Raw genomic sequence first — 24,557 nt, forward strand, 5'->3', positions numbered from 1 at the left:
ATAAAAATACTATCTTAATTTTTATCTTTTTTTTCGCTGTCGGGCTGTAATTTTATATCTTTTGCAAAGTTGAATTTTTCTTTCAAGTAATCTGTTGCTTTTTCTGTACTCCCAAACATCATGATCAGTACACCAAACAGTATCATGAAGAAAATTAGACCTCTGAACACTACTGCAAGTATCACTGTAGCTATACATAACCCTATAATTGTCGAAGGATTCATATTTTCCATAGTATCTTTAACTGAAAATGAAGAAATAAGTTCTTTCAACGTTCCTGGTATATTTTTCAATTCATCACTTGCTTTGCTAGAACATGACATGAAGATAAAACTTAACAGGGCTACAATAGCAAAAACTCTACCCAATTGAATACGCATCAGCTAAATACCTTTAAGATACTCCTTAACTGTAACAATTTTTACATCAATAGGCAAGAACCGAATTCACTTGCTCACCATAAGTAACTCATATTTAACTTTTATCACCGTGTTAGCTCTTTATTATCAACAAGAGGACTCACACTAATGGATGTCAATTTACTTGACAGAAAGTTTGAACACAATTCAGCAGCAGCTGCTGTAGCAAACACCGCAGCCACCACAAACAGTCCTGCTCCTACTAATCCTGATGTCATTGCTCCTGCAACAATGCACCCTATTGCTAAGAGAGCAGAACTTGTTACAAGTGCGACGTGAAGATTTTTGTTTTTACTATTATTTTCATAATTATTGGATTGCATTGTATCTTTTACCTTACTGCCTGTCACTGAGATCACACAATGAGGCCCTTCTTCAGTCTTCTTATAATGTTTAGAAGGGGATATTCTTCCGCTTGGGCCTTTGGGCCTTGTTTTGTTCGGATGTGCTAATTTTGTTTTTCCTTCATCTTCTAGTTGCAAACTATTATCTTTCTCAGCAGGGTTTAATTTTAAGTGTACACTTTCCTCAGATGAAATGCTTGTTACTGAAGTTAAGCTGTTCCTTCTGCTACTTGATGCCAAGCTAGATGAATTTATTCCACTATCTAAGTCACTGCTACTACTGAGTTTAGAAGTATTTGCACCGCTTGGCACTTCTACAGCATTCACAGTTATATTAGGCTTTTCATTTTTTAAATCTTTACTATCAATCGAAAGATCAGATTGACTATTCAATTGTGATTGTGCGATCTCCTTTCTTGCTTGCGATTGTTTTGATGTAGGATGTGCTGAAGCACCATAATAACCTGAATTTCTCAAGGAATTATATGTTCCAGAGATTCCTATTCCACTTACACCCTTAGCTAAAGAATCCTTTTCCAGAGGATTAATACCTGAATTTTTGGGAATTTCAACTTCACCAGAAAGACTTTTTTTGTTAAATAGTTCCATAGTATTATTTTGTCTATTTGCTTGATTACTTCTAAGACTTTTCTGATTTTGAATAGTGCTACTAGAATGATCTTTGTCACTACTTTTATTAGTAATCCCTGTAATCTCTGAAATTATTCCTAATATTTTTCCTCTTCTTGTTGGTGATCTTTGTGATGATTTTTCTTCATTGTTAAGTACTGAAGGTTTCATTAATTCCTCTGACTCTATCACTTCTTTTTCCAATGCTGGAAGAAATTTCTCGGTGTAATAATTATAATATTTTTCTTGCTCTCTCAGTAATTTTGCTAATTTAATTAATATGTTAGGATCAGCTTCTTTGTTGAACAATTCTATGCATTCTGTGATAGTCCCATCTCCCTTTTTTGGACTTTCATTATTATGTGTTTTTTTTGTGACCTTTTTGTATATAGCATTGTACAATTGTTGATTAATATCTTCTTTACTCTTCTGATGTTTTGCAAAACGACTTAGCATAACATTTCTCCATACATAACAAAATGTATGAATACCTCTTTAGCGTTAATTTTACATTAAAACTGGGCAGTTATGCCTTATTGCGGATAATTATAGCAATTTGCTAACTATTTTCTTTGCTGATTACTGATTTTACATTTCAACATAATTGCTTGCCTGTTGAACTAACATATCTATCACTTCTTTTACAGGCTTTTCTCTATCAACCATGCCAACACTTTGACCAGCCATTAAAGATCCTGTTTCAACATCTCCATCAATTACTGCCCTTCTTAAGGCTCCAGCCCAGAACTTTTCTATTTCAAGCTGCCCATTTTCTTTTGAGATTTCTCCATTTTGATATTTATCAATAATGTCTCTTTGATGCTCCATAAAATCGTCACTTGCTTTGTTGGCTATAGCCCTTACTGGAATTACAGGGAAATCAGCACTAATCTGCACAGAAGATACAGCATTACGCGCAGCTGATTTGATGAATACTTCTTTAAAATTTTTGTGGGCAATTGACTCATTTGTGCAGACAAATAATGTACCTATTTGACAGCCACTTGCTCCCATTTCTAGATAGTTCACTATCATTTCGCCTCTTCCTATTCCACCTGCGACAAACACTGGTATTTGTTCATTTTTAAAATGAGGCAATATCTCTTGTGCGAGAACAGAAGTGCTAACTGGACCTATGTGCCCACCTGCTTCCATTCCTTCTATTATTAACGCATCTACTCCCATTTTTACTAACCTTTTCGCGAGGCTTAATGCTGGTGCAAAACACATAACTTCAATGCCCGCACTCTTGATTTTTTCTATATTAGGCTTCGTTGGTAGTCCACCGGCAAGCACTATATGGCTTACTTTCGTTTCAATGCACACATCTATCAACTCACTCAACTTTGGGTGCATAGTAATTAGATTTACACCAAATGGTTTGTTAGTTAATTTCTGTGTCTCTATGATTTCTTTTTTCAGTAAGTCTGGAAACATTGCACCGCAAGCAATCACGCCAAATCCACCAGCATTTGAGATTGCTGAAACTAAATTTCTCTCTGAAACCCAGCTCATAGCGCCACCCATTATGGCAAACTCACTACCGAGAAAATTTGTTCCTTTTTTCCAGAGGCTACTTAACATACAACCTATATCATACGTTTAAAAATGTTTTGTTTATCTATAAATGTGTGTTTTAAAGCACCAATTATATGCAAGGCTATAAAGAGTATCATAAAATATGCAAGTATCGAGTGTAACTGATTAGCTGCACTAGCTAGATCTTCATTATGGTTAATTAATAAAGGGATATGAAAAAAATATTTGATCTCTTTGCTAGAAGCAGAAGACATGACATAACCAGATAGTGGCATTAGCACCATCAAAGCATATAAACCAAAGTGTATCGTTTTGCTCGCATTGATTACAAATCGAGAAAAATTGGCTGGTAATGGCGGAACATAAGTAAAGACGCGAAAAAATATACGTACTATAATTAATCCAAGAACGGTGATACCACAAGCCTTATGAATAGCGTATATGCTGAATTTAATTTCACTGCTAATCGGCAAATTTTTCATGTATAGTCCAGAACAAAGCATGCCAATAATAAAAGCAGACATTAACCAATGAATGATCCTTAAACCTAAACTATATTTATTGTCTTTCATTAATTTTGATTACTCTAAAGTAGAATTTATATAGTAGAAAAACTATTTCTCAATCAAAATTATCTATACATAATTTCGCTGCCTTGATCAACATAAGTGCAATAATTGTATGTGACACATAAACATTGTCTATCAGATCATGAAGAAGTGGTGAAGTTTTTGAGAGTTTTTCTATTGTAACGATGAGTTATAGCTTGTACAAGAAGCCTATTGACTTTAAGCACATTTTACCCTATACAATTCCAATACCTTAAGCTACCAAAGCATGCCTGATCTAAAGACAATGATGCTAAATTTTGGTCCTCAGCACCCAGCTGCACATGGGGTGCTACGACTTGTTTTAGAGATGGATGGTGAAGTGATCGAGAGAGCAGATCCCCATATTGGGCTTTTGCACCGTGGCACTGAAAAATTGATAGAACATAAAACATATCTTCAAGCTCTGCCTTATTTTGACCGCCTTGATTATGTGTCGCCAATGTCACAAGAGCATGCATATTCGTTGTGTGTAGAGAAATTGTTGCAATGTGAAATTCCAATTAGAGCAAAATATTTGCGTGTTTTGTTTTGTGAGCTGACAAGAATACTAAATCATTTACTAAATATCTCTTCTCAAGCACTTGATGTTGGGGCGATGACTCCTCTTTTATGGCTCTTTGAAGAGAGAGAAAAAATACTCGAGTTCTATGAAAGGGCCTCAGGTGCAAGATTTCACGCAGCTTATATAAGGCCAGGTGGACTTGCAGCAGATATCCCAGAAGGTTTGATTGAAGATATTGCAAAATTTATAGAGCAATTTCCAAAGTATATAGATGATGTTGATGAACTTTTAACGGAAAATAGGATATGGAAGCAACGCACTGTAGGAATTAGTGAAATATCAATAAAACAGGCGCTTGATTGGGGCTTTAGTGGACCAATGCTCCGTGCTGCTGGACTTGCTTGGGACTTGCGAAAAAGCCAGCCATATGAGATATATGATCAGTTAGATTTTGATATACCTATCGGCCAAAATGGTGACTGTTATGATCGTTATTTAGTAAGAATGGCAGAGATTAGGCAGTCTGTTAGCTTGGTGAAGCAATGCATAGAGAAGATGCCTGAAGGGTCAATAAAAACTGAAGATAGAAAAATTTCTCCACCGCCAAGAGCAGAAATGAAAGAATCCATGGAGGCTATGATTCATCATTTTAAGCTTTATTCAGAAGGATATCATGTGCCAGAAGGTGAGGCTTATGTGGCTGTTGAAGCGCCAAAAGGCGAGTTTGGAGTATATATAGTTTCAGATGGTACCAATAGACCTTATAGATGTCGAATAAGAGCACCTGGCTTTGCGCATTTACAGGCCTTAGATTTCATGGCAAAAGGACACATGCTTGCTGACATTGCAGCAATTATCGGTTCACTCGATATAGTCTTTGGTGAGATTGATAGGTAATTATTGTAAAATAGTAACTCAACTAATGGTCAATACATCCTCTATTAAAAACTGCACAAATTCATTGCCATTCCAGTAATTCATAGAGATTTTACCCAAAATGGCTTTAACATTACCCTGCATAATAGCAGAGCCAAGCTCAGTATTTGCACAGCGAAACGCAATAGCTTTGACCATAACATTATCGTCAGCAATAAAACATTTTATATGGTCAACTCCTATAACTTCCGGCTTTCTTATCTTTGCTCCTTGAATGATGAATCTCGGTTCAGGATTGCCAACACCAAATGGCTCTAAGCGTTGCAATTGATTCCACAAGGATAAGTTTATTGCTTTAGCTGTTACTATACCATCAGCCTTTATGATTTTGTCATTTGTAGAGTTTGCAAATCTTTCAGTAAAGAAATCATGTAGATCACTTATTTTATCTTCTTCAATCGAAAATCCTGCTGCCATACTGTGACCACCACCTTCAATGATTAGGTTGGTAAATTTTGCAGAAAGAACCGCAGCACCAATATCTACTCCAGAAATTGACCTACAGCTTGCTTTTCCTATTCCATTGTTTAAAGATATCACTATCGTTGGTAAGTGAAACTGCTCTTTTAGTCTTGATGCAATGATACCAATTATTCCCTGGTGCCAATTACCACTTACCATTATAAAATTTACACCTAAGTGGGCAAAATTTTCCGCTTGTGTTGTGGCTTCCAAAATAGCCTCATTTTCTAGCATTTTTCTTGCATTATTCAAATCTATTAGTTTTAGCGCGATTGAATGTGCATCATCATCATCATCGGTGGAAAGCAACCTTGCACCGAGCGATGCTTCTCCAATTCTTCCTCCGGCATTTATACATGGCCCAATACTAAACCCTAATCGTGAAACACTTGGTTTTTCAAGGATTCCCAAAGCGTCAAACAAAACACGTAAGCCAACATTTTTTCTTGCTGACATAACTTTTAATCCTTGTAAAACAAAAGCCCTATTTAGGCCTGTAATCTGCATAACATCGCAAACAGTTCCAAGAGCAACCAAATCCAGTAGATCAAATAAATCTGGTTCTTTTTTGTTGGTAAAAAATCCTTGCTCACGTAGGATTCTGTTAAGAGCAACAATTAGCAGAAATGACACTCCAACTGCTGCTAAGTTATTATAAGGAGAGCTCTCATCAAGGCGGTTGGGATTAACAACTGCTACAGCACTTGGTAATTTTTCTGTTCCAAGGTGATGGTCGACAACTATAATATCAAGTCCAAAGACTTTTGCATCTTCTATTGGTTGATATGCAAGCGTACCGCAATCAACAGAAATACATAAATCAATACCATTCTTTTTAAGTTGTAATAAAGCATCTGTGTTCAATCCATAGCCCTCATCAACACGATCTGGAATATAGATTATAGAGTGTGTCCCAATCGCTCTTAGGTACCTATTAATCAATGCTGATGACGTTGCACCATCAACATCGTAATCACCAAATATTGCAATATTCTCATTATTGTTTATTGCTTTTACTATGTGAGAAACAGCTTTATCCATATCAAGGAGGTGAAAGGGATCTGGTAATAGCGATCTGATTAGTGGGTGTAAGAAGTCATGTGCATTTTCTATGTTAACACCACGAGCAACTAATATTCTTGCTAATATTTCTGGCAACTCAAATCTCTGTATAAGAGTAAAAATCTCCCTTTGATCTGCTTCTTGTAACTTCCACAGTGCATTTGTTATGCTGCGTTTTTCAATATCAAGTAGCATATTTTTTGTAAATAAAACTACTTTACCAGAACTTTTACGCTTGTTCTATAATTGTGTTAGACTTCTGTATAACCTAAAGAAAGATATAGGAGAGTGTCACTCGAAAGGAATCACATTTATTTTGACAAAGAGCATCTGTAAAATCTGATACTTCTTCTTGCATAACATGCTCTTTAATTAGTATTATATCTATATTAGCATATAAGTGTGAATATTATATTAGTGTAATTACTTTTTGGTATACATAACAAATTTATGCCTGGAAACAGTTTTTGGTTACTCAAACCTTTTCTACCTTTATTTCATATTCTTTAAAGTATTTTTTGCACTTTCTTTATAAAAACCATAGGTACCAATCGGTTTTTAGCTTAAGAATAAAGGTTAAGTATCTGGAATTCTGGACATAAAATCCTCCTGAAAGATTAGAAAGAAAATGCAGCGCATATACAACAGAATTTGAACACGTGCTGAAGAAGATACACTACGTTTTTTTTTGAAAAATTGACTGAAAAGTCTGCAGACGAAGATAGATTTTTGAGCTCTTAAAATACCTCTACTGTTAGAGTAAGGAAAGCGAGAAGGTTTGTCAAGCAATCTTTATTGGCTGTTGTACTAGAATTCAGTTTTTCGTATAATTTGCTAGAATTTGTGTGAAGAATTTTAAATATGAAAGGCCTATATATTAAAACTTACGGCTGTCAGATGAACGTTTATGACTCCATTTTAATGGAGAATATAGTTAAGCCTTTAGGGTTCAACGTTGTTAGTGATGTAGAACAAGCTGATTTGGTGATATTAAATACTTGTCATATTAGAGAAAAGGCAGCAGAAAAGCTTTACTCAGAGCTTGGAAGAATCCATTCATCACAAAAAAATAAGGAAATGACCATAGTGGTGGCTGGATGTGTAGCGCAAGCAGAGGGAGAAGAAGTGTTCAGAAGGGCTCCTTTTGTTGATATTGTTGTTGGTCCGCAGAGTATCGCTGTTTTACCGGAGCTGATAGTCAAAGCAAGCAGAAGTAAAGGTCATGTAATAAATACTGATTTTCCAGAAGTTGCGAAGTTTGATAAATTGCCAGATGAATGCTATGGCAATAGCCAGGGGTCTTCTGCGTTTCTTGCCATACAAGAAGGTTGTGATAAATTTTGTACGTTTTGTGTGGTACCATATACACGCGGGGCTGAGTATTCACGACCAGTAAATGAAATATTCCGTGAAACATTGAAGTTAGTTGCAAATGGGGCAAGGGAAATCAATTTGCTCGGTCAAAATGTTAATGCTTATCATGGAGAGTGCGAAGGAGAGGTGTGGGATTTAGGAAAATTAATTAGTCACATTGCTAAAATTGAAAAGCTAGAAAGAATCCGCTACACAACTTCTCATCCAAGAGATATGCACGAATCTCTCTACTTGGTACATGCGGAGGAATCAAAACTCATGCCGTTTGTTCACCTACCTGTGCAGTCAGGTTCGAATAAAATATTGCATGCAATGAACAGGAAACACACTGCAGAGGAGTATTTGGAAATAATAGACAGATTGCGCAAATTGAAACCTGAAATCGAATTTTCTTCTGATTTTATTGTTGGGTTTCCTGGAGAAACTGAAAAAGATTTTGAGGAAACTATGAAGTTAGTAGAAAAAGTAAAGTACGCTCAGGCTTATAGTTTTAAATATAGCCCAAGGCCAGGAACGCCAGGGGCGGAAAGAAAAGATCAAGTACCAGAAGAGGTTAAAACAGAGCGTCTTCTTCGTTTACAGGAATTAATTAGCAAGCAACAACTTGAATTTAATCAGAGTATGATAGGAAAAACTATTCCTGTTCTATTCAGTGATAAAAAAGGTAAACACCAAAATCAAATTATTGGTAAAAGCCCATACATCCAATCAGTATGCGTTGATGATCCTGACGACAAATACAAAAATAAAATAGTAAATGTAAGGATATTGGAAGCTAGGCAAAATAGTTTGTTGGGATGCGCTGCCTAATTAGAGAAAAGTGTTCCCATGGTCTCATGTAGAAGCACTTTGTGTGTTTTTATAAGTTTATAAGCTATCTAGATTTAATCCTTAAGGGACTACAACTCTCTGTTACGCAATCATATGAGACTTGATATAATAGATTTGCGGGATTTTTTTTCTTTTCCCACTTATAGTGTACCTTTTTAATCTTTCCAGAATTATTATATTCATAGGAAACTGATTCCCAAACAAAGCTGCTTTTACTATTATTTTTGTTAGCATCATGAAATTTCTGATAAGGCCAACTTCTATTGTCTTTATTCATCTTTAACTTAAGTAAATAAGTCTGATTTATTAATATGCTGTATAATAATGTCAATACCTATCTATGTTTATAGAAACAGAGTTTTTGAATTTGTAATTTTCTGGAAAGCTCTATATTCTTTGATTTTATCCAGTTAAAATGAATATGAAGTATTATCCTGATACAAGCAGCAGTCCTGATTTTTCATTGCTAGAAAAGGAAATCATAAAATTTTGGCAGGAAAATAAAATTTTTGAGCAGTCAGTCGAGAAACGTTCCAAGGATCATTGTTTTGTATTTTATGATGGGCCTCCGTTTGCAAATGGACTTCCGCATTACGGACACTTGCTTACTGGTTTTATAAAAGATGCATTTGCAAGATATCAAACTATGCTGCAAAAAAGGGTTGAACGCAGATTTGGTTGGGATTGCCATGGGCTACCGGCTGAGATGGGCGCGGAAAAGGAACTTAGAATATCTGGTAGAACTGAGATAGAGAAATTTGGCATTGAAAAATTCAATAATCATTGCCGTACTTCTGTGATGAAATTTTCATCAGAATGGGAGAAGTATGTAAATAGACAAGCAAGATGGGTAGATTTTCACAATGACTATAAGACTATGGATAAGTCATTCATGGAGTCGGTCATGTGGGCATTTAAGCAGCTTTATGATAAAGGTCTGGTGTATGAATCAATACGCGTTGTTCCCTATAGCTGGGCGTGCGAAACTCCACTCTCTAATTTTGAAACAAGGCTTGATAATGCATATAGAGAAAAAATTAGCAAAGCTGTAACTGTTGCTTTTGAACTTTTAGAAAATCCAAAGCAATTTAAACAAAAATGTAGATTACTTGCTTGGACTACAACGCCTTGGACGTTGCCGAGCAATCTTGCACTGGCAGTAGGGGAGGATATTGAGTATTGTATGGTGTTAGTAAATGGTGAAGTCTGCATCTTTGCTGAAAGTTATTTAGAGAAATTTGTCAGCCACTGTGAACAAAGCAATATTCAATATGAAAACTGTAATACAAAACTTAAAGCGAGTGATCTTGCAGGTCTTTCCTATAAACCACTGTTTGATTACTTTAAAGATACAAAGAATGCGTTCCGTGTTTTCATTGCTGATTATGTTACAGGAGAAGATGGTACTGGTGTTGTGCACACTGCTCCTGGATTTGGTGAAGAAGATTTTTACCTTTGCCAAAGCCATGATATTCGAGCTGTTTGTCCAGTTGATAACGCTGGAAAATTTACTACTGAAGTTTCAGATTTGGCAGGAGTTCATGTTTTTGATGCCAATGATACAGTAATCAAGAAATTAAAAAGGCAGGGGAGCTGGTTTAAAACTGAGCAATATATTCACAATTATCCACACTGCTGGAGAACTGACACTCCTTTAATCTACCGCACTATGCCTTCTTGGTATGTTGCTGTGACAAAGTTTAAGGGAAGAATGACAGAGCTAAATAAGAGAGTTAATTGGATGCCAAATCATATAAGAGATGGTCAATTTGGAAAATGGCTTGAAGGAGCGCACGACTGGTCTATTTCACGCAATCGATTCTGGGGTACTCCAATTCCTGTGTGGAAATCAGACGATGCAAAATATCCAAGAGTGGATGTGTATGGCTCAATAGCAGAACTAGAGCGAGACTTTAATGTTAAGATAGATGACTTGCACAGACCGTTTATCGATACTTTGACGAGACCAAATCCTGATGATCCAACAGGAAAATCAGTTATGCGTCGTGTGCCTGATGTGTTTGATTGTTGGTTTGAGTCTGGCTCGATGCCGTTCGCGCAAGTTCACTATCCGTTTGAAAATAAAGAATGGTTCGAGAAAAATTTCCCTGCGGATTTTATCACTGAATATATAGCACAAACAAGAGGATGGTTCTATACGCTTTTTGTGCTTTCCACTGCTTTATTTGACAGTGAGCCATTTAAGAACTGCATATGCCACGGTGTGGTTCTTGATGTGAAAGGGCAGAAATTATCCAAACGTCTGAATAATTATGCGGACCCAATGGAAGTGTTTGACAAATATGGTTCTGATGCGCTGCGTTTTCTTATGCTATCTGGTTCCATTGTTTGCGGTGGTAATTTACTACTCGACAAAGAAGGAAATTTAGTGCGTGATGTTCTAAAAAACGTAATAAAACCTATTTGGAACAGTTATCACTTTTTTACTATGTATGCAAATGCAGATGGAATTAAAGCTGAGATTTGTCAAGATTATCAAAGTACTATTGATCGCTACATGATTTCAAAATGTTTTGAAGCTGTGGAAGGCATCCAAGCTTCTATGAACAACTATAACTCTCAGGAAGCTTGCAAAATCTTGACAGATTTTTTTGAAGTGCTAAATAATTGGTATATTCGTCGTAGTCGTGAGCGTTTTTGGAAAAATGATTTAGATCAAGACAAAACTGATGCTTATAATGTTCTATACACAGTTTTTTATTACATACTACGGGCTGCAGCTCCTTTGTTGCCACTCATAACAGAGACTATATGGCAAGGGCTTGAGTACAAAGAAACATCTGTTCATTTGGCTGATTTTCCACAATCAGATAGATATGACAGTGAACTCATTGCCAAGATGGATTTGGTAAGAGAGATATGTAACTCTGCATTATCCATCAGAAATACGTTTAATATACGCATCAGGCAGCCACTTGGCAGTATGACCATTTATCATAGGTCTTCCTGCGATTTCCTTGAAAATGAATATCAAGAGATAATAAGAGATGAGGTGAATGTAAAAGAACTAGAAATAGTAAGTGAGTTGAAAGAAGTTGCGTCACTAGAGCTAAAACTAAATTTTCCGCTACTTGGTAAGAAGATTCCAGATAAAATCAAGAAACTAGTTCAATATGTCAAAGAAGAAAAGTGGAAGCAAATTGAGAATGAGCAAATATTTCTGGGGGATGAAACAGAGAACTATACTATAGAAAAAGGTGAATATGAACTATTGTTAAAAGCAAACAGTGAATATTCTTCTGTATTTGATGACAATAAAGGGGTTGTTATTCTGAGCACTGAGCTCAATGACGAACTAATTCTAGAAGGACTCGCAAGAGATGTTGTGAGGCTTATTCAAGAAACTAGAAAGCAGGCTGATTTCCATATATCAGATAGAATCAGAGTAATAATCAAAGCAGAAGATGAGAAAGTTAAAGAGGCAATAAACAGGTGGGATGAGTATATAAAAGAGCAGACCCTTGCCTTATCTTTGGACACTAATAAAGAGATCGAGGCCGATTTCTATTCTAAGGAATACCAAGGTTTGACAGTTGGTATTAAGTTAATAAAGTTGCAAAGTTAGTAATGTTTATGCTATACTTAAATTGCTTTAAGTAGGGTGGTGATATGAATCAAGTTGTTGCAGATGGTCATAGAGAAGTTATTGATTTAAATAACAACAGTGATGGTTCAGGTAAAGTAGAATCTATTTCCAATGTTGCTTTGGAAGAGGAAGAAGAGTTTTTTGATGCTATGGAAGATGTTTCTAATGTAGAAGAAGGGAATGATTTAGGTCTTGCTAATTCAGAAGAGGAAGAAGAGTTTTTTGATGCTGTAAGTAAGCAGGATTGGTTAATTAAACAAATAGCTGCTTTTAATGTTCCGCTCAGTATATTCCATTATAAGGATTATGACTCTGACTTTTTTACCTCTTGGTATAATATGTCAAGCGAAATATTGAAAGAGATAAACAGAGCTTGCCCAGAGAAGAAAGTATTAAATTTAGCTCTGTCAGTTTTAATGCTTCCTTATATTGCTTTTACTGCAATGGGGTTAGTCATATATAGTAGATTTAAAGCAGACAGCAAGACACAAGAAGGTGTAGTGGAAGATAAGATAAAAAAGAGTGAAACAGGTGTGCCAAAAAGATTGGCATATGGCGTTCTTGCTGCAATAGCAATTTTTGTTAATGTGGCTGTGCTAACAGCCTTAGTTATTCCTGCAACAGTTGCTTTGGCTACTTTTTATCTTTTAAATAGAGAGTTAGTCCATTCTTTAGTTACTGTTCTTAAAATAAGTACGGGGCAGTATTCTAATAAGCACCACAATATTGAGGTATCTTTTCATGAAACAGAAGTTCCTGAGCCAAGCATTGAATATGATATGGAAATAAAGTTTCCACCGCAATTTAAACAATTACTTAGAGATTTATGCGATAATGAAAATAATCAGTGGTTTAGTGTAACGCCGGATTCAGAGCGCAATATCGTACTGAAATTGTCAACTAACATCAATTTAAAAAATGGTCTTAAGCCCTTACATAGTGAAATCAAGAATGTGCTTGCAACTTCGATTCAAGAATGCGCAAGAACTATGGAAGAGCTGGTGAATCTAGAAAAGAAAGATATTACACATGATAAACTGAAGGAATTATTGAGTAAATTCAGGCTGAAAGTGGTGAGTAGCATAGATTCTAAGTTGACAACTCACTTAATAGAAAATGCTTATCAAGTTGCTTTTATACAAGCAATTAAGTTTCAGCAAAATAGACGGGGAAAAGATTTTTCACTGGAGGATGAGCTAAAAAATACTTTAGTGAAACAGAAATTAGAAAGTCAAGGTAAGGAATTACCAAATGAGAAAGAAGTGATAATCAAAGATTTGAAAGAACTAAAAATAAAGGAGTTACTTAATTTGACTGATGAAGATGATCGGCTAGAGTCCCTTATGAAAGTAGATGATATAAGTGATGATGCACTTCCTGTATTTAAAGCAAAATGGAAACAGCTTATAAAAGAAGGGAAAATAGCTGAAAGGACAATAATTAATACTTATGAAGATATGTACCCTCAAGAAACAAAGAAAGCTCTAGATAATGCTGAAAGAGAGATTGAGGATTTAAGAGAAATAGTACAGATAAGATATAATGGTGAAAAATTAAAAGAGATGCATAAAAATAGGAAAAACGGTAACTTAAAAGATGGTGCTTTAAAAAGGAAATTAGAAGATTTTTTTAAATGTGAATATGATGGTCAAAAAGTTGAGGAAATGCTAATAGAATCGAGAATAAGGACTATTCAAACTCTACCGAATAAGTCAGATAAAAAAATAAAGCAATGTGAATTAAATGAAATAAGGATTTCGGGTAAAGTGAATGATTTTGTAGAAAATGTGTATTTAGAAATAACAAGATGTAGAATTCAAGAGTTATTTGAAAAGCAAGGGGAAAGTATAAAGAATGTAGAAGATAATAAGGACAGGCTATTCAATGGAGAAGATGAAAAACGTCTAGTAAACAAGATTGTTTCTTATCGAAAAGAAATTGGAGAATATTTTACGCAACCTACAAGACTGAAGGAAATAATAGGAAAGCAGAATGAGGATTTGGATGTTGAGAAAAATAGTAAAGAAGAGAAATCTTCAAGTATGGAGTTAATAGAGTTATGCTTGCGAAATAACCAAGAAATTCTAAAAACATTAGAACAGTTGAAATTGGAAGAAAAAGGATTATTGATAAATGAAAAAACAATAAATGATTATAGAGAAGAACTAGAATCTCGTGAAAAAATAAAATTTGCAATAATAGAAGATGATTTACTGAAGGCGTTCGAGCATGAAACTTTTAACGAAGAAGCAATTAAGAAGTTACTAGAGAGAGCAGAACTTGAGTACTATTTGGCAGAAAAGTGCATAAAAAGTCCTGTGATTAAGACAAAAGACAATATCAAACATTTTTGTCAAGATTTATTGTCTCCTTTAATAAATAGGTTGGTGGAAAATATAGTAAATAATGTACCAAAAAGTGATAAGAGTTCATGGCTGCAGCCTATAAAAGCTATTAGGACAGGCTTGGGATATATTCAAACAGGTCTTGCCGTTGCAATGCGTGGGGATAAGAGCACAGAAGGAAAAGCGTTGAGTGTGGCACATGATACTCATAAGGAAGTAGAAACATTTCTTCAACATTTTCAATCAAGTTATGAGGAAGTAGGAGTTTTTTTTGGTAATTTATTTTCTGATGATGGAACGACATTTAAAAATGATGTATGGCCTAAAGTAGAAGAGCATTTGCATGGAATGTGGGATAGGTTTTTCAAGGATATTGAATTCAAGATAGGAAATAAATTGGATGAAGTAAACGTGACACAGCAAAATCAGGAAACGGCGATTACGGCTTAATGATGAGCTCTCAAAGTTCCTTCAGTATTTTCACACACTAAGTTGACTATCATATTTGATTCTTTTTGGATTTCCTCTTCAGTTAAAGTGTGAGTTGGAGAGCAGAAAGTAACTGAAAATGCTATAGACATCTTATTCGATTCTATATTGTTTCCATGATATACATCAAATATCAAAACTTCTGTGATGAGCTCTGAGCTTTTTTTCACCATATTGATTATACTGCCTGCTGCTACATCTTTATTTACAATAAATGCAAAGTCGCGTTTTACACTTTGATATTTATAATCGATAAATTTTTTTCTACTTATAGGTAAATTTTCGATATTTTCTAATATCAACTCAAAGCCTACAATTTTTTGTTTGATGTTAAAAAAATCCAATATACTCGGATGCAATTCTCCAAAATAACCAACTATTTTACTTCTAAAAGATAAGGAGCCTGATTTTCCTGGGTGATAATATTCTTTTTCTGCTCTCTCTATTGCTAAATTATCACAATTGACATTAAAAAGTTCCAAAGCTGTTATGAGGTCAGCCTTTGCGTCAAAAATATCTATTTTTCTATCAGTGTTATAGTGGTTTTTCGGCGAATTATTTCCTGATCTAATTCCACTTAAAACGTACTTAGACTGAGCCTCACCATTATAAATTGGTCCAATTTCAAAAATTGCGAGATCAGATATCCCGTGAGCAATATTATCTGCAGTGACTTGCAACAAATTTGGTATGACACTTGGCCTCATTATATTGAAGTTATTATTAAATGGATTGTCGATAATGAATAACTTATTCAAGTAACCAAACTTTTCAGCTATTGATTCACTCATAAAAGACCAAGTTATCACTTCATGAAATCCTCTGCTTGTCATTAAAATGCGCAAATCATCTTGTGTCTCTTCTTCTACTGTAACGTCTTCTGCTAGTTGCTCTTCCTTTATTTTATCATAGCCGTATATTCTTACTGCCTCTTCAACTAGGTCAGCAGGTATTTTTATGTCTGGTCTCCAGCTTGGTACTTGTATATTCCAATTACCTTCGGTTTTTTTATCGATACTAAACCCTAGCTTTGTTAAAATATCGAATAGCTCATTAGGTGATGCAGATACACTTCCAAGTTTGTTTGCATCTTGATAATCAAAATTTATCTTGGTATCAGCCTTATTCAAATTGCCAGCAGACACTATGCTTGACACTTCTCCGCCACATAAATCCAAAATCATTTTGGCTGCAAGATTGAGTCCATCAAGGGTAAATTCAGGGTCAATTGAACGTGCAAATCTGTAACTTGAGTCTGTGGAGATGCCTAGCTGCCTTGAAGATTTAGTGATGGAGATGGGGTCAAACCAAGCAGACTCTAAAAAGATATCAGTAGTTTTAAGTGTACATTCGCTATACTTGCTGCCCATAATTCCAGCAATTCCATGAACATTTTTATCATCAGAAATAACGCTTATGTCTTTGTTTAATAAGTACTCTTTATCATTTAAACCAATAAATTTTTCTTCGTCATTTGCTTTGCGTACTATGAGCTCTCCTTCTATTTTTTTTGCATCATACGCGTGCATCGGGCGCCCGAAAGATATCATAATGTAATTAGTAATATCAACTATTGCAGAAATGGAGCGCATTCCTATCGATTCCAATTTATCTTTTAGCCATTTTGGACTCTCTTTATTTTTTACATTAGTGATATATACTCCACTAATAAAACTCTCCCCATCGATGACTTTGACGTTTATTAGTGAGTTCATAGAAGCGGTAAGTTGTGGAATGATTAAAGTCTTTAACGTTCCAATTCCAGTTGCTGCTAGATCACGTGCTATTCCATAAACACCTAAGCAATCTCCACGGTTTGGAGTGATGTTTATGTCAATTACAGGATCGCAATTGAAAAATTTATCTCCTGTTTTATAATCATCAGAAAGCTCGATTATTCCTTCACTTTCATCTTGAGTCAGCGAAAGCTCAGAGGCAGAGCAGAGCATCCCTTCACTTAGCACTCCTCTTATTTTTGTAGGCTTAATTGTAAAGTTGCTTTCTGGCAATGTGCTACCAAGAGATGCAAGTACAGTCTTCATGCCTTCTTTAACATTTTTTGCTCCGCAGACTATCTGCAGAACTTTACTTCCATCATTTACTCTACATAATTTTAATTTATCAGCATTTGGATGAGGTGCGACTTCTGATACTTCTGCAACAACAAACCCGGCCAATCTGGAATTGTCGATCACATTCTCTACTTCCAACCCTATGTGAGTTAATTTATCAATAATTTCCTCTAAACTAGCATTGGTTTCTAAGTACTCTAATAACCAAGATAATGTGAACTTCATTTATTTAACAGAAAATAAAAAAGTTATTGTAATGTAAAATATAATGATTTTAAAGCTTGTTGTAGTGAGTAGCTTCTCTAATTGTAAAAAACGAAGGAGAAGCCTACTTTTTCTACAAAGAAAGAATTTTCTTTATATCACCTTTGCAGTCCATTTCCATGCAGAGTTGAATGTTCATATTGTGATCATCTATATGGAAATTATAAATGTAAGCATCACCAGTGAAATTTCCTATAACATCATGGCTTTCATTTAGCATTTCACCTGCCATGTGGAAAAGACCAGTGTCTGAGTTAGAAGAATAATCTGTAAACTTGATGTACCCGTTACCACATTCCTGTTCTAAATTTAAAGGTGGATTAGTAAAATCTATTTCGTTCATAATTGCCTCATATTAAAATTAAATTATAGTTAAAATAAGATGTTAAGTCAAGAATTTAGAATAAGATTGGTAGCTGACTATAATTTGCATTTTAATTGTATATTTTGTTAATATATTAATGCTATAATAATACAGAGCTCCTTATATTAATTCTTGACTTTATTCTATAAAATTTATACTTTATTTACTGCTGCAGTTTAAGTATACAGGGTCAAAATGGCGTTAAATCCGCTAGAACAATTTAAAGTATATACAATAATAGAACTACCAAAATTATTTGGGTATGACATAAACTTTACCAACTCATCTCTTTTTATGATGATCTCGGTGATATTAATGGTACTGTTTTTGCTCCTTGGAATAAGAAAAGGTGCAGTAATACCAGGATATTTGCAAGCTGCAGTTGAATATGTATATGATTTTGTTGTTTCAATAATAGAAAGTAACACTGGAAGCAAAGGTTTGGAGCACATTCCTTTGATATTTACAGTATTTATTTTCATTTTATCGTGTAATTTAGTTGGTGTTCTTCCTTATAGTTTCACAGTTACAAGTCATGTGATAGTTACCTTCGCTTTATCAATGGTGGTTTTTACTTATATAACGATTGTTGGGTTTAAAGAAAGAGGAGTAGAATTTTTACGCATATTGCTACCAAAAGGAACTCCTTCGTGGCTTGCACCTATAATCATCATTATTAAATTATTTGCTTATTTAGTAAGACCGATTAGTTTATCAATAAGGCTTGCAGCAAATATGATTGCGGGTCATACAATCATCAAAGTGATAGCAGGATTCGTCATAAATATGAACATATTTTTTACACCTGCACCTTTTTTGTTTATAATTGCACTAATAGGATTTGAAGTATTTGTTGCAGTTTTGCAAGCTTATATATTTACTATATTAACATGTGTATATTTGTCAGATGCAGTAAAGTAATTGACTTCCTTGCAGAATATTTTACAATTATATTATAAAGAAATAGTTAAAGGTAATATATGGATTTAGTGGCTTTAAAATTTATAGCAATTGGTTTGGCTGTATTTGGAATGCTCGGTGCTGGTTTAGGTATAGCTAATATCTTCTCTGCTATGTTAAATGGGATTGCGAGAAATCCTGAGTCAGAAGGTAAAATGAAAAGTTACGTTTATATTGGTGCTGCCATGGTTGAAATCATGGGGTTGCTTGCGTTTGTACTTGCAATGTTATTAATATTTGCTGCTTAACAGATGCCACAGCTTGATGTTTCAACTTTCTCTTCTCAAATTTTTTGGTTTTTAATTTTTTTCTCTTCACTTTTTTTTGTAGTCAGTTGTTTGTTTTTACCGAAGTTAGATGAAATAATAAGCACTAGAAGTAAAGAAGTGTTAGATTCATTTAATAGTTCTATTCACCTTTTAAGACTTACAGAAGAGCAAATTGCCAAGTATAATGCAGCTTTAAATCAAGCTAGAGTACGGGCAAAAAAAATCATAGATGATGCATTTGCTCAAGTAGAAGAAATGAGAGCGAATGTTAAGGATATATTGGAAGAGGAAGACAAGAAGATGATTAAACTTGTTGAAGAAAAGGTAGTACAATTTAAATCTAAGTATATTAGTGAATTAAAACAAATGGCTACTAGTATTGCTTTGATTTACTATACTAAGTTAACTAATTCTGAGATTGAAGAGGAATTTGTTGCTGACTTGGTGTCAAAAGAATTTTAGGGTTTTTATGTCTACATTACTAGTTATAAGCCTTGCTTTTTTAGTAGGTTTTATCCTCTCATATAAATTGCTAAGGAAGGTAATAAAAAACGCGCTTAACAATAAACGTAACAAAAGCAAGTTTTCAAGTGAAGAAACTGAAAAATTCAGAAAAGATATATTGGAGTATTACAAAAAATCTTCTGAAAAATACAAAAAATTAGATGCAGAAGTTAACAAAATGATGAATGAAGCACTTGATAAGGCTAATAGTATTATTAAGCATAATAGACAGCAACTCGATCAAACGTTAGATGAAAATGCCCATTCTAATTTGAAGAAAGTTACTGACCAAGTTGAAAAAGCTCTTGGGGATTTACAAGCTAACACAGCGAGTATAGCTGCTGATGCTGTAAAAAAAATAATGCATGAACGTAAAGATGATAAGCGTAGTAGTGAGGTTATATCTTCGTTTTCACGTGACTTGAGCAAAAAGTTGCATTAAGTTTAATGCCTGTACTTCAAACTGATAATGTAGAAAAAATTAAATTTGATTCTAGTTTATGCAAAGAACAAGAGAAACTTTTCTACTATAGGTTTAATATAATTCCTTGGCAAAAATTAAATGATACTACTTTTTTTATGGTTGAAGACATAAGCCAAGATATCAACCTTTGGGTCGAATCTCATTACGGTATTGAATATGTATTGATAAAAGTAGATAGCAAACAGATTTTAAATCTTCTTAACTCACACTTTGGTATTTCAGAATTCGCAAGTAACTACCTATATTATAAGAATCCTAATTTTTCAGCTAAAAGCATTAGGCTGAGTTCAATCTTTTTTTCCTCTTTCTTTGTTATGATTTCGACTTTAACACTGACAAAAAAATATGCATATTTTGCTTTGGTGTTGATATTTATAATCGGATGTTCTAGTTCTTTATTCAAATTTGTAACTAAAATTTTTGGCTTGCGTAAAATTTCTAACCAAAAAGCAGATTATGATAAGATGAATGAACCTATATATACTATTTTATTGCCTGCTTTTAAAGAGAATGCGGTTATAAAGCAATTGATTAAGAGCATTGAAAGTTTGGATTATCCAAAATCAAAATTAGATGTAAAGCTTGTGATAGAGAGCGATGATCAAGAAATGTTGGCAGCTATAGAAAAATGCACTTTACCACAGTATTTTGAAGTAATAAAAGTGCCTCATTCTCTGCCTAGAACAAAAGCTAAGTCATGCAATTATGCTATGAGCTTTGCTAGAGGAAAGTATGTGGTAATATATGATGCAGATGACAAGCCAGATCCGTTGCAGTTAAAAAAAGCACTAATTGAATTTAATAAGGGCGACGAAAAGTTGGCTTGTGTACAGGCGAAATTAAATTACTATAACTTTGGTTGCAATTTTCTTACAAAATTCTTTTCTCTTGAGTATATGAACTGGTTTCAATATTTTTTGCCTGGATTTCAAAAAATGAACATGCCAATACCTTTGGGTGGTAGCAGTAACCATTTTTCAGTGGAAATTTTAAAGAAAGTGCTTTTTTGGGATGCTTACAATGTCACTGAAGACGCTGACCTTGGTTTGAGACTTGCGCAAATGGGATATAAAACCAGGATTATTGATTCAGAAACATTGGAAGAATCACCAACTACTGTGTTTGCTTGGATCAAACAAAGAGCACGCTGGATTAAAGGTTATATGCAAACTTATATCGTTCATTTAAAAAATATAAAATTACTTTTTAAGCACACTGGGCTTAAGGGAGTTTTGCTATTAAACCTTTTTGTTGGTTCCTCAGCTTTTATATTTTTCACGACTCCTTTTTTGTTACTTTCATTGGTGCTGACTCAAATTTTGAATGAATTATTCTTATATTATTTTATAATAGTATACGGTATTAACTTGATTTTTTTGATAATAGCTATCAGACAACAAAAAATGCCTTTTTATTTTTATATAGTATCAATATTTTTTCCCGTCTATAGTCTACTACATAGCGTTGCAGCTTTTCTCGCTTTGTGGGAATTTGTTATTCACCCTCAGCAATGGAATAAAACTCAGCATGGATTATGGAAGCAAAACCTGTAGCTATTTGGCTTTTTCTCTGCTCTCTCATGGTGATTTGCATGGTGGGAATTGGTGGATTTACCAGACTTTCAAAAGCAGGATTGTCAATCACGGAATGGAAACCAATTACCGGAACATTGCCACCGCTGAGTGAACAAGACTGGCTAAAAGAAAAATCAAAATATGAAGCTACACCTGAATATAAAGCATTTAATTATGGTATGAGTATGGAAGAGTTTCGCACCATATACTTAATAGAATATGTGCACAGGTTAATTGCAAGGCTGACAGGTTTAGTTTTTATCTTACCATTTATATACTTTACACTAAAAAAAAGAATACCTAAAAATGCAGTAATAAGGTTATCTACAGCACTATTATTTGGAATTTTACAAGCTTTTGCCGGTTGGTATATGGTTAAAAGCGGTTTGGTATCTAATCCTCATGTTAGTCACTATAAGCTCGCACTTCACTTACTGCTTGCGTTGGTTATCTTTGCATTATTGTCATATCAATTTTTTGATTACCAAATCAAACCAAAACAGATAATTAAAATTAATAGCAACATTACATGTTACATATGGATAATTTTAATCCTAGTGACAGTACAAATAATCTTCGGTGCATTTGTTGCAGGGCTAAATGCTGGTTTAATTTATAATACCTTTCCACTAATGGATGGACAAATTGTTCCGGAAGATTTATTTTACTTACAGCCTGCTTGGCTAAATATCTTTGAAAATAGAGTAACAGTGCAATTCATACACCGGGCATTGGCATTGCTGATATTAGTTCTGACAGCAATACTCACAATAAAAAATGCCAGTATAAAACCATTATATGTTATGCTATTCTCCGTCATCATTCAGGTAATTCTAGGAATAGTCACTTTGTTGCTGCATATACCAATGGCTATTGCTATAGCCCATCAAATGTTTTCATTTATCTTATTTGGATCAGGTTTATACTGCTTGCGTTATTTAAGAAATCAGATCTAATACCAAATCACCAGCATGTATATTTTTTCCTTCTTTAACAGGGATATTTTTTATCACCATTTCTGATTCAGCACATATTATATTTTCCATTTTCATTGCCTCCACAACAAAGAGAGGTTGTCCTACCTCTACCTGATCTCCAGCATTGACGTGTAATTTAACCAATAAACCGGATATTGGAGATTTTACAGCGTCTACTGAAATCCCTTCTGTTTTGTTGTTTAGCATTAATTTGCTTAGTTCAGCTACATGAGGTTTCAATACACAACATTTAGCTTTCATACCTGCGTGTCTTATAAAGTATTTGCTACCTTGTCTTTCTATTTTAAGTGCTATATTGGTATCATCATTAATTGTGATATATAGTAATCTGTAACTTGATTTCCATTTACCCACCACGGAGTATTTATTGTGGTTATATACTGTTGTTAATGTGTTATCTTGATACTTTGCATTTACGGAGTACTCATTGTCATCTATTTTCACTATGAATGCTTCGTCTGTTGACTTACTGTAATACTTTCCCTCATTTTCTAAGTGAACATACAGTGCAGCAAAAATAAATATTTTAATATATTCCTCTGTGATAAAATCGCCTTGAAACCCACTAGGATAATGGTCTGGAATGAATCTTGTGTGGAGTTTTGCTGCAATAAAGTTTGGATGATGGAAAATGGATTCTAGAAATTCTATATTATTTGTTACTCCTTCTATATAACATTCAGACAATGCTTTTTGCATTCTGCTGATTGCTTCTATTCTATCTTTTCCATAGGTTATAATTTTTGCAATCATTGAGTCGTAGAACATGCTGATTTCTGAACCGCTAGCTACTCCATCATCTATTCTTACATCATCTGGTTTGTCGTAATATTTGATTCTTCCGCTGGAAGGAAAAAATCTCTTTGATGGATCTTCAGCGCAAATTCTGCTTTCTATTGCAGAGCCAATAAGTTTAATATCATTCTGACCAAATCTTAATTTTTCTCCGCAAGAAATTCTGATCATCTCTTCCACTATATCTATTCCAGTGACAAATTCTGTTACTGGATGCTCAACTTGTAATCTCGTATTTACCTCAAGAAAATAGAAGTTTTGGTTCTTATCTACAACAAACTCGACAGTACCTGCTGAAAAATAATCAACTTGCTTTGCCAAAGAAACACATTGAGCATACATTTTTTGTCTTACTTCTTCACTAATAAATGGGCTTGGTGTTTCTTCTATTATTTTCTGGTTATTCCTCTGTACCGAGCACTCTCTCTCCCCAAGACACACTATATTGCCGTATTTATCTGCTATGATTTGTATTTCAATGTGTCTTGGCAGCTCTATATATTTCTCTATAAAAATACTGCCATCTTTAAAACTTTTCTCTGCTTCATTTGTTGCTGATGTAAATGCTAGTTCAATTTCTTTTTTGGAATATACAATTCGCATTCCTTTGCCACCACCACCTGATGCAGCTTTGAGCATAACGGGAAAACCAATCTCTTCAGCAACGATGGCTGCGTGGGCAGCATCTTCGATCTTACCCATATATCCTGGCACTACATTTACTCCAGCTTTTCTTGCCTCTTCTTTTGCCGTTATTTTATTGGCTGTAACTTCTATTGTTTCTGCACTTGGACCAATGAAATCTATGTTATGTTTTTCCAGAGCACGGGGAAAATCTGGATTTTCTGCTAAAAACCCATAGCCAGGATGAACCGCCTCGGCACCTGTTTCAACTGCTACTTCGCATATTTTTTCGATATTTAAGTAACTAAGATAAGCAGGCGAAGGGCCAATGTGCCTTGACTCATCTGCTTGCTTTACATGCACAGAATTTGCATCTGCATCTGAGTACACAGACACACAAGATATGCCCATCTTGTGCGCAGTTTTGATTATTCTGCAGGCAATCTCCCCTCTGTTCGCTACTAAAATCTTACTATACTTCTTTCTTATCATCTTATA

The 24,557-nt window shown here is 34.5% G+C and carries 19 protein-coding genes; 10 read left to right on the top strand and 9 right to left on the bottom strand.

What is annotated here, in order from left to right:
• Nucleotides 1-14: 14 nt before the first annotated feature.
• The 4 genes from OPR35_RS00915 to OPR35_RS00930 form a co-directional block, all read right to left on the bottom strand.
• Entirely contained in the window at nucleotides 15-380 is a 366-nt protein-coding gene (locus OPR35_RS00915; protein ID WP_010402638.1) for a hypothetical protein, read from the bottom strand.
• Between the two features lie 104 nt (nucleotides 381-484).
• Complete coding sequence (locus OPR35_RS00920; RefSeq protein WP_096097206.1) at nucleotides 485-1,849, bottom strand: DUF350 domain-containing protein; 1,365 nt, start codon at nucleotides 1,847-1,849, stop codon at nucleotides 485-487.
• A gap of 132 nt (nucleotides 1,850-1,981) precedes the next feature.
• On the bottom strand, nucleotides 1,982-2,977 hold the full coding sequence (locus tag OPR35_RS00925; protein WP_265024883.1) for an NAD(P)H-dependent flavin oxidoreductase: 996 nt from the start codon (nucleotides 2,975-2,977) through the stop codon (nucleotides 1,982-1,984).
• A gap of 5 nt (nucleotides 2,978-2,982) precedes the next feature.
• A complete protein-coding gene (locus OPR35_RS00930; RefSeq protein ID WP_265024884.1) occupies nucleotides 2,983-3,504 on the bottom strand; it encodes a cytochrome b in 522 nt (173 codons plus the stop codon).
• A gap of 265 nt (nucleotides 3,505-3,769) precedes the next feature.
• On the opposite strand from OPR35_RS00930, the gene OPR35_RS00935 reads away from it, so the two are divergent.
• The gene (locus OPR35_RS00935) at nucleotides 3,770-4,942 is read left to right on the top strand and encodes an NADH-quinone oxidoreductase subunit D (protein WP_265024885.1); all 1,173 of its coding nucleotides are present in this window, start codon (nucleotides 3,770-3,772) and stop codon (nucleotides 4,940-4,942) included.
• Between the two features lie 18 nt (nucleotides 4,943-4,960).
• Here the strand turns inward: OPR35_RS00935 and recJ are convergent, their stop codons facing one another.
• Nucleotides 4,961-6,700: a single-stranded-DNA-specific exonuclease RecJ gene (gene recJ, locus OPR35_RS00940; RefSeq protein WP_254229516.1), complete on the bottom strand. Its 1,740-nt coding sequence runs from the start codon at nucleotides 6,698-6,700 to the stop codon at nucleotides 4,961-4,963.
• Nucleotides 6,701-7,366: 666 nt separating this feature from the next.
• On the opposite strand from recJ, the gene miaB reads away from it, so the two are divergent.
• Nucleotides 7,367-8,689 carry a tRNA (N6-isopentenyl adenosine(37)-C2)-methylthiotransferase MiaB gene (gene miaB, locus OPR35_RS00945; RefSeq protein WP_265024886.1) on the top strand — a complete coding sequence of 441 codons (1,323 nt, stop codon included), beginning with the start codon at nucleotides 7,367-7,369 and terminating at the stop codon, nucleotides 8,687-8,689.
• A gap of 64 nt (nucleotides 8,690-8,753) precedes the next feature.
• On the opposite strand, the gene OPR35_RS00950 is transcribed toward miaB, so the two are convergent.
• Nucleotides 8,754-8,987 carry a hypothetical protein gene (locus tag OPR35_RS00950; RefSeq protein WP_246485242.1) on the bottom strand — a complete coding sequence of 78 codons (234 nt, stop codon included), beginning with the start codon at nucleotides 8,985-8,987 and terminating at the stop codon, nucleotides 8,754-8,756.
• A 138-nt stretch (nucleotides 8,988-9,125) separates the two neighbouring features.
• Here OPR35_RS00950 and ileS point away from each other — a divergent pair, with 138 nt between their 5' ends.
• Complete coding sequence (gene ileS / locus OPR35_RS00955) at nucleotides 9,126-12,296, top strand: isoleucine--tRNA ligase (protein ID WP_265024887.1); 3,171 nt, start codon at nucleotides 9,126-9,128, stop codon at nucleotides 12,294-12,296.
• A gap of 44 nt (nucleotides 12,297-12,340) precedes the next feature.
• Entirely contained in the window at nucleotides 12,341-15,112 is a 2,772-nt protein-coding gene (locus tag OPR35_RS00960) for a hypothetical protein (RefSeq protein WP_265024888.1), read from the top strand.
• Here the strand turns inward: OPR35_RS00960 and pheT are convergent.
• Both pheT and OPR35_RS00970 read right to left on the bottom strand, forming a co-directional pair.
• Nucleotides 15,109-17,448, bottom strand: coding sequence for a phenylalanine--tRNA ligase subunit beta (gene pheT / locus OPR35_RS00965; RefSeq protein WP_265024889.1), 2,340 nt, complete (start codon nucleotides 17,446-17,448; stop codon nucleotides 15,109-15,111). The genes OPR35_RS00960 and pheT overlap by 4 nt on opposite strands.
• A 112-nt stretch (nucleotides 17,449-17,560) precedes the next feature.
• Nucleotides 17,561-17,830, bottom strand: a complete 270-nt coding sequence (locus tag OPR35_RS00970) for a hypothetical protein (protein ID WP_010402566.1) — start codon at nucleotides 17,828-17,830, stop codon at nucleotides 17,561-17,563.
• A gap of 216 nt (nucleotides 17,831-18,046) precedes the next feature.
• On the opposite strand from OPR35_RS00970, the gene OPR35_RS00975 reads away from it, so the two are divergent.
• The 6 genes from OPR35_RS00975 to OPR35_RS01000 are packed head-to-tail and all read left to right on the top strand — an operon-like array spanning nucleotide 18,047 to nucleotide 22,598.
• Nucleotides 18,047-18,772 carry a F0F1 ATP synthase subunit A gene (locus OPR35_RS00975; protein ID WP_007302047.1) on the top strand — a complete coding sequence of 242 codons (726 nt, stop codon included), beginning with the start codon at nucleotides 18,047-18,049 and terminating at the stop codon, nucleotides 18,770-18,772.
• A gap of 59 nt (nucleotides 18,773-18,831) precedes the next feature.
• A complete protein-coding gene (locus tag OPR35_RS00980; RefSeq protein ID WP_006014985.1) occupies nucleotides 18,832-19,059 on the top strand; it encodes a F0F1 ATP synthase subunit C in 228 nt (75 codons plus the stop codon).
• Between the two features lie 3 nt (nucleotides 19,060-19,062).
• On the top strand, nucleotides 19,063-19,542 hold the full coding sequence (locus OPR35_RS00985) for a F0F1 ATP synthase subunit B family protein (protein WP_007302046.1): 480 nt from the start codon (nucleotides 19,063-19,065) through the stop codon (nucleotides 19,540-19,542).
• A gap of 7 nt (nucleotides 19,543-19,549) precedes the next feature.
• On the top strand, nucleotides 19,550-20,026 hold the full coding sequence (locus OPR35_RS00990) for a F0F1 ATP synthase subunit B family protein (RefSeq protein ID WP_019236676.1): 477 nt from the start codon (nucleotides 19,550-19,552) through the stop codon (nucleotides 20,024-20,026).
• Nucleotides 20,027-20,031: 5 nt separating this feature from the next.
• Nucleotides 20,032-21,621 (top strand): glycosyltransferase family 2 protein, encoded by a 1,590-nt coding sequence (locus tag OPR35_RS00995; protein WP_052264898.1) that lies wholly within the window; start codon nucleotides 20,032-20,034, stop codon nucleotides 21,619-21,621.
• A complete protein-coding gene (locus OPR35_RS01000) occupies nucleotides 21,603-22,598 on the top strand; it encodes a COX15/CtaA family protein (RefSeq protein ID WP_012481867.1) in 996 nt (331 codons plus the stop codon). The genes OPR35_RS00995 and OPR35_RS01000 overlap by 19 nt, the downstream gene beginning before the upstream one ends.
• Here the strand turns inward: OPR35_RS01000 and OPR35_RS01005 are convergent.
• Nucleotides 22,581-24,551, bottom strand: coding sequence for an acetyl-CoA carboxylase biotin carboxylase subunit (locus tag OPR35_RS01005; protein WP_012481866.1), 1,971 nt, complete (start codon nucleotides 24,549-24,551; stop codon nucleotides 22,581-22,583). The two genes, OPR35_RS01000 and OPR35_RS01005, sit on opposite strands and share 18 nt — an antisense overlap.
• Nucleotides 24,552-24,557 lie beyond the last annotated feature (6 nt).

Origin of the sequence: Wolbachia endosymbiont (group B) of Protocalliphora azurea (genome assembly GCF_947251865.1) — a bacterium.
Taxonomy (GTDB): Bacteria; Pseudomonadota; Alphaproteobacteria; order Rickettsiales; family Anaplasmataceae; genus Wolbachia.